Origin of the sequence: Selenomonas sp. oral taxon 138 str. F0429 (assembly GCF_000318175.2) — a bacterium.
GTDB lineage: Bacteria > Bacillota > Negativicutes > Selenomonadales > Selenomonadaceae > Centipeda > Centipeda timonae.
Window position 1 is genome coordinate 41,686 of the sequence record NZ_KB290949.1, and the last position, 5,630, is coordinate 47,315.

Genomic DNA, 5,630 nt, shown 5'->3' on the forward strand with positions numbered 1-5,630 from the left:
CAAAGTCATCGGTGAAAGCGGCATCCTTTTTCTGTTCTTTTGCTTGTGGCATGGCGGGGGTCAGAATCTCCGTGCCTGTCAGATGACGCACAAGCTGCGCCAGATTTTCGACCGCATAGACCTTCAGCCCGTCAATGAGGAGTGCCTCATCCACATTGGACGGTGCAACGTAAAACTCCGTCAGCCGATGTTCCCGCGCCGTGATTGCCATCGGAAGAATGCCGCTGATCGGACGACAGTTCCCATCGAGGGAAAGCTCTGCCGAGAAGAGCGCATTCTGCACCGCCGCCTCCAGAACCATACCGTAGGATGCAAGGAGACCAACCGCAATCGGCAGATCAAGCCCGGAGCTGTCCTTTCGCACATCGGCGGGCGCAAGATTCACCGTCACACGCTCCTGCCGCAACTGAATGCCCGAGTTGCGGATTGCAGTCCGTACACGCTCCTTCGACTCCTTCACCGACGTATCGGGAAGCCCCACCAGTTCAAAGCCCGGCAGCCCGGGCGACACATCCACCTCAACGTCGATAATCCGTCCATCTATCCCGAGGGTCGTCGCACCATAGGTCTTTGCAAACAACGGCCTTCCCTCCTACGTTTCAAATATAAGAAAATTATAACACAGGATAGGGCGAGATGGCTAATGATTCTTTGCAAAAGAAAAGAGATTCCAAGCGCTTACTAGGATGACTTGTCCAGTATGATAAATGAAATCTCGCTTGTATAGATTAAACGGAGGTATCCTTCAATACCTACCCTATCTTGCCTTGGAACACGATAAAAGATTTACCGTCATCCTCTTTGCCATAGATAAATCATGAGCAGCAGGCAGCATCCCCATGCCACTGTCCCAATAGAATCGCCCGTCTCCGCGTATGAAAGCGGCGCTGTCATGCCGATGATGGAAAGCAGTGCAAAGAGCGCGGGCATCGACCACATTGCTGTAATGGGTCTCGTTCCATCTGTCAGAACGGGTGGAATTTCTTTTTTCCGTCGATGTCGCTGGAACCAACCGGCAAAGCCGCTCACAATGACGACAATCGTGAGCATGTCAAGCACCGCCCAGATCAGCTTGAGCGGCATGGTGTCATGATTATAGAGATGGAGCGTACGCAGGGAATCACACAGTGTGAGCCAGCGCGGCATGGGTTGTGTGATATGCGTCAGCCCCTCCTCCGTACGGATGAGATATACCTCCTGCCCACGGAACATCGATGGATGTCCCTCATCCGTCAGCGTCATAACGGCAGGCTCATCCTCTCTGACATTTGCAAGGTAAAGGAGTCTCTGTGTCGGGAAATGATCTGCTGCATAGGAAATCATCTCCTCATATGCAATGGGCTCTTGATTGTGAATATCAACGGGAAGTGCCGCCTCCACATCCGCCCGATAGCTTCCATGTCCGATGATATAGGCGGCAATCGCCACGCCGCTGAGGGTCATCAGTCCTGCCCATACCGCAGTGATCATCCCAAGAAAATTATGCCAGTCGAAGAAATTCCCCGCAGACATTCCGCCGCGTGTCCCTCCAAAAAGGCGTTGGCGCATAAAGAACGGATAGAGCAGAATCCCCCCCACGATAGAGAGGAAGGAAAGAAAACACATGACCGTGAGGAAAATCATGCCGCTACGCCCCATTGACATTTTTAAGTGCAGATTGTGCATCGTCCCCATAAAACTGGCAAGCGCCGGAGATTTGACATGTGTCCCACGCCATGGAACGAGTTCATCCTGAACGGGCGCATAGGCGACACGCGCTCTGCGTGCAGTTCCGTTCTCTTCCTGCCATGTGAGGCTGTATAAAAGCACGCCCCGCTCTGTATCGGTAGAAATCACGTCTACATCGCGCTCCGGCATCTCTGATGCGATCCGTGCTAATCCTGCCGTTGCTCCGCTCCATAGCTCCTGATAGGAGAGTTCACCAAAACTCGGTCGCTCATCGACCTCATTCCACCGATAGATATCCCCACTGAAGATCAGCGGCAGCCCTGTTAGACAGAGCAGGAGGAAAAACAACGCACATATTGCGCTGATCCAACGGTGGAAACGATAGAGAAGTTTCATCGAATGATCCTTTGCAATACAATAGAATAATGATAGCAAATGAAGCCCCGGCATTCCGTCGGGGCTTCAATGCAGACACGCGTCTACTTAGAACGAGTAGGTCGTGCCAAAGGTATAGGTTCTGTCGTTCGCTGTTTCACCCGCATAGTATTTGCGATTGAATAGGTTCTCGATGCCGAACCGCAACTTAAAGTTCTCATTGATTTTGTAATTGAGATACAGATTGGTAACGAAGAAACTGTCCTCCGATCCATATTCGCCCGTCACCGTATCCACGCTTTGGCGTGCAGCGACGTACTGTGTATCCAACGTGCCGTTAAACTTATCGCGGTTATACTCGATACCGAACCGCATCATATGCTTTGGCAGATCCCAGTTACGATAGGTTTTTCCGCCAATCGTATCTTCGCCAGATTCAAAGGTGTAATTGAAATATGTCTGCCAATCACGATGGAAACGGTGCTTCACCGCCAGCTCCACCCCCTTGATCATTGACTTGTTCATATTATAGTATGCACGCACGCGATTCCTCGTCTCAATCGCAATTTTGTCCGCAGTATCCACGCGGAAGAGTGTCAAGCCATAGGATGTGTTCTTATCGATCTTCTGCTTAATCCCCAGTTCAAACGTACGGGAGATTTCCGGTGTCAAATCTGGATTTGCCTGGATGGAGCGCGGTCTGTCACCCGCACGGCGATAAAGCTTGTATATTGAGGGAGGATTGAAGGACTTTCCGTAGCTCAAATAGATCATCGTATCCTTCTGCGGCTCATAGCTGACGGCAATCTTCGGACTCCACGCGTGAAATACTGTATCTTCGTAGCTCTTTCGCACCGTACCGATATAGGAATAACCATCCTGCTTGTCAAACCGATCATAACGCATCCCAAGCTGCAGTTTCCATCGGGCATCAAGCGCCAGTTCATCCTGTACAAAGAGCGCACTGGACATTACGGAGCCGCCACTCTGCTGATACGGCACACCATTGACCGAATCCCAGTCCTTCCAATGCAAAAGGTCATACCTGCGATACCGCATTTTATCCTTTATCCACGAGAATCCTGCGAGCACGGTATTGTTTCCAATCATCCACTGCTTTTGCAGATCCGCATTGTAGTTCTTCGTCGGATATTCAGCACGATCTCCAGTGCCTGTCCAATCAATGCTTGTCGCATCGTAGGCAGAAGAATAGCCATCCTTCCATGTATTGCTGTAGCCGATTCCCGCCTTGAAATCGTTCTTCGTGTCCTCATAGCGCAGCTTGTGAATATCCTGCTCCCTCCTACCGAGGTAGCCGAGGAAGTCATCGGGCGTGACAGTAAGGTAGTTGCCGTTTGGCAGCTGCACAATGCCCGAAAATGTAGGATTTCCTGCAAAATCACGGAAATAGGTGATGGGATCGTGATAGGAATACTCGTATGAGGCGTGCAAATAACTATAATCGAGCGAGCGGTTCTTGTCGAACGCATAATTCAGATCAACGAAGGTATTTTCGCTTTTCTTCTTCTTTGCGCCGCGGCTCCCTACAATATAATTACCATCAGACAATTTGTGGAAGGATCCGGTTGCATCGGGCGTATAGCTTCTATCGTCCTCATCAGTTGTAACGGCATGTCCTACCCAGCCGTCCGAGGTGCGCTTTTCATAGCCGACGCGGAAGGAGATGTTTTTATCACCACCCGTGACCTGAAGCCCGCGCTGCCATGTATTATTGCTGCCGCGCAGGACATCGATCTGCCCGTGAATCAGCTCCATTTTTGTGCTGTCTGACGCATCCGGCTTCTTGGTAATGATATTGATGACACCTGCAACGGCATGACCGCCGTAGAGCGAAGAGGCTGCACCGCGCACGATCTCAATGCGGTCAATGTTTGAGAGGGGGATCGAATCCCAGTTCACGCCGCCGTCAAAGGCGGTATTGAGCATCTGCCCGTTATACATAACGAGAATATCAGAACCGGAAAACCCACGCATTGTCACGCCGTCCTTGACATCCGCTGTCGGTGAGATATAGATCCCCGCCTCACGTGCCAGAGCCTCACGCAGGCTGAACACATGCCGTTTTTCCAGTTCCTTTGATGTAATTACTGTGACATTGGCGGGAACCTTCATCAGCGGTTCTGAGATGCGGGTCGCTGTGACGATCGTCTCACCAAGATCGCGTTCGCTCTGTAAAGAACGAGAAGACTCATCCATTCCATTTTCTGCCGTGTCGGACGATGATGCCTCGGCGGAAAAATTACGTTCAGCTGCGCCTACAATGGGGGTATTCCCACCTGTCAACGCACAGAGGACTGCCAATGTGAGACATTTCTTTTTCCATGGATTCATTTTTTGAAAGACTTCCTTTCTCCTCCTAAAAAATAATACAGAGATCATTACATATAAAACAGCCTCATTTCTCCCATACGAGAAATGAGGCTGAAACTTCATCACATCATGGCAAAAGTACCACACAAAACTAATACACCGAAAAATTCGATGCACGTAATCTCCTCCCCATCACTCGTAGGTCAATCGGCGATTCTAAATCAGGCAGTTCTCCTGGCTCCAGTTCATCGTTTCCCTGTACCTTCCCAGTTTCCCAGTGGCATATCACAGAGGCACTCGCTGCTACAGTGGCGGGACCGCTCCGGCATCTACCGGATTCCCTATTAAGCCTTGCGGCACCTGACTCAACCGTATAAAGTTTTGCTGTTTCCGTGACTATGGTAGCATGAGCCTTTATCCCTTGTCAAGACATACTATACAACTATATTCCCTTTTTGCATACATGAATTATCCTCAAACACCAATTTCAATCTCGCCCTTGAAAATAACAACTATCTGACCGTCCGCCTTCACACAAATGTGCTCGAGCAGCCCACTCCATAATTCCTCGTCAAACTCAACTAGCTCCCCGTCGATACCACATACTACTTGAATCATGGTCTCCAAGGTGTTTCTCTTGCTCTCCCTCTCGGCAATTTGGTCATCCAACTTTTCCATATCCCCCTGCTTTTCCATATAAATCGCACGAATCTCATTTTCCTGTTTCAGATACACCGTCTGATCCTGTGCTACCCGTGCATTCTCTCGAATCAGCATTTCGAGCCGTTCTGCCAAAACGCCGAGTTCCTGCTCTACTTTATCCCGTTCCTCCGTCATCTCCCCCGTTTGGCAAACACTGCCAATCAGAGAACGGAGTTCCGCAATCACATTCTCTTTGACTTCCACCAAGGAGTTCAGAGCCTTAACGAAAATCTGTTTGATCTCACACTCCGTCAGATGCCGTGTGCTGCATGGCTTGCCCTTGTGGGCGTATTTCTTGTTGCAACGATAGATGACTCTGCGGTACTTATCCGTGGAGTGCCATACCTTCGCTCCGTACCAACCTCCACAGCATCCGCATTTGATTTTATTCGCGAAGATGCTGACGCCGCTGTGCTTTCCGTTCTGCTCTCTACGCTTTATCTCCGACTGGACAAAGTCAAATAAGTCTGGCGGAATAATTGCCTCGTGATGCTCCTCCACATAGTACTGCGGAATCTCACCCGTATTCTTCCGTCGCGTCTTATCGAGGAAGT

At 50.2% G+C, this 5,630-nt stretch carries 4 protein-coding genes and 1 riboswitch; all 4 genes read right to left on the bottom strand.

Annotation, left to right across the window (positions count from 1 at the left end; genetic code table 11):
• A partial coding sequence (locus HMPREF9163_RS12585) for a magnesium chelatase domain-containing protein (RefSeq protein ID WP_009441584.1) occupies window positions 1–580 on the bottom strand: 580 nt, incomplete at its 3' end.
• A 212-nt stretch (window positions 581–792) separates the two neighbouring features.
• On the bottom strand, window positions 793–2,064 hold the full coding sequence (locus HMPREF9163_RS09605; RefSeq protein ID WP_009441585.1) for a PepSY-associated TM helix domain-containing protein: 1,272 nt from the start codon (window positions 2,062–2,064) through the stop codon (window positions 793–795).
• 87 nt (window positions 2,065–2,151) lie between these two features.
• Window positions 2,152–4,395, bottom strand: coding sequence for a TonB-dependent receptor (locus HMPREF9163_RS09610; protein ID WP_037346898.1), 2,244 nt, complete (start codon window positions 4,393–4,395; stop codon window positions 2,152–2,154).
• A gap of 185 nt (window positions 4,396–4,580) precedes the next feature.
• Window positions 4,581–4,753, bottom strand: a riboswitch (cobalamin riboswitch).
• A 95-nt stretch (window positions 4,754–4,848) separates the two neighbouring features.
• On the bottom strand, window positions 4,849–5,630 hold a 782-nt coding region (locus tag HMPREF9163_RS12590; protein WP_009441587.1), incomplete at its 5' end, for a recombinase zinc beta ribbon domain-containing protein.

Excerpts from the sequence above, each read along its gene's own strand:
- HMPREF9163_RS09605 (WP_009441585.1), bottom strand. The coding sequence starts at position 2,064 with ATGAAACTTCTCTATCGTTTCCACCGTTGGATCAGCGCAATATGTGCG.
- HMPREF9163_RS09610 (WP_037346898.1), bottom strand. The coding sequence starts at position 4,395 with ATGAATCCATGGAAAAAGAAATGTCTCACATTGGCAGTCCTCTGTGCG.